The 478-nt window shown below is 47.3% G+C and carries 1 protein-coding gene; it reads right to left on the bottom strand.

Annotated elements, in window-relative coordinates:
• Positions 1–218 precede the first annotated feature (218 nt).
• Positions 219–478, bottom strand: a 260-nt coding sequence (locus tag FH871_RS34830) for a hypothetical protein (RefSeq protein WP_212768382.1), incomplete at its 5' end; no start/stop codon positions are given.

The following is a 478-nucleotide window of genomic DNA, read 5'->3' as shown; positions in this document are numbered from 1 at the left end:
CATGGGTGGCCTCGAAGTTATCAAGGCCGACTAAGAACCTCCTGAAAGAAAGGTAGAAAAGAAGCGAGAGTCCTAGCCCATAAAAGGTCAGGAGCCGTAGATAAACTCCACAGCAATCACCTACTTTCTCAGCGAAATTCAGGAACCGCAGGACAATTTGCTCAGCTACAAGATAAGCTAAAAGCCAAGCAAGAGAAATTTTGCTTGGCTTTTTAGCTTTAAGATTTTGTGATTTGATAGTAGGGCAGGAGACGGTCAAAGTCCTTAGCCAGCTGAGAGACCAGGGCTCCCTTTGAACCTGATGTCTCAATGGGAATATCTGCCTTAACCAAGACCTTCCGAACCTCCCCTTGATTTAGGGCCTCTTTCAGGGCTTGACGATTGTCTTCGCCTCCTTCAACTCGACGACTCTGTCCATCCTTTTGCACCCAATAATAGAGACCTTCTTCAAGCGGTAGGTCCAAGACCTTGGCCTGCT

This window comes from Larkinella sp. C7, assembly GCF_006149005.1.
GTDB lineage: Bacteria > Bacteroidota > Bacteroidia > Cytophagales > Spirosomataceae > Larkinella.
This window is presented reverse-complemented; position numbering and strand designations above follow the sequence as displayed.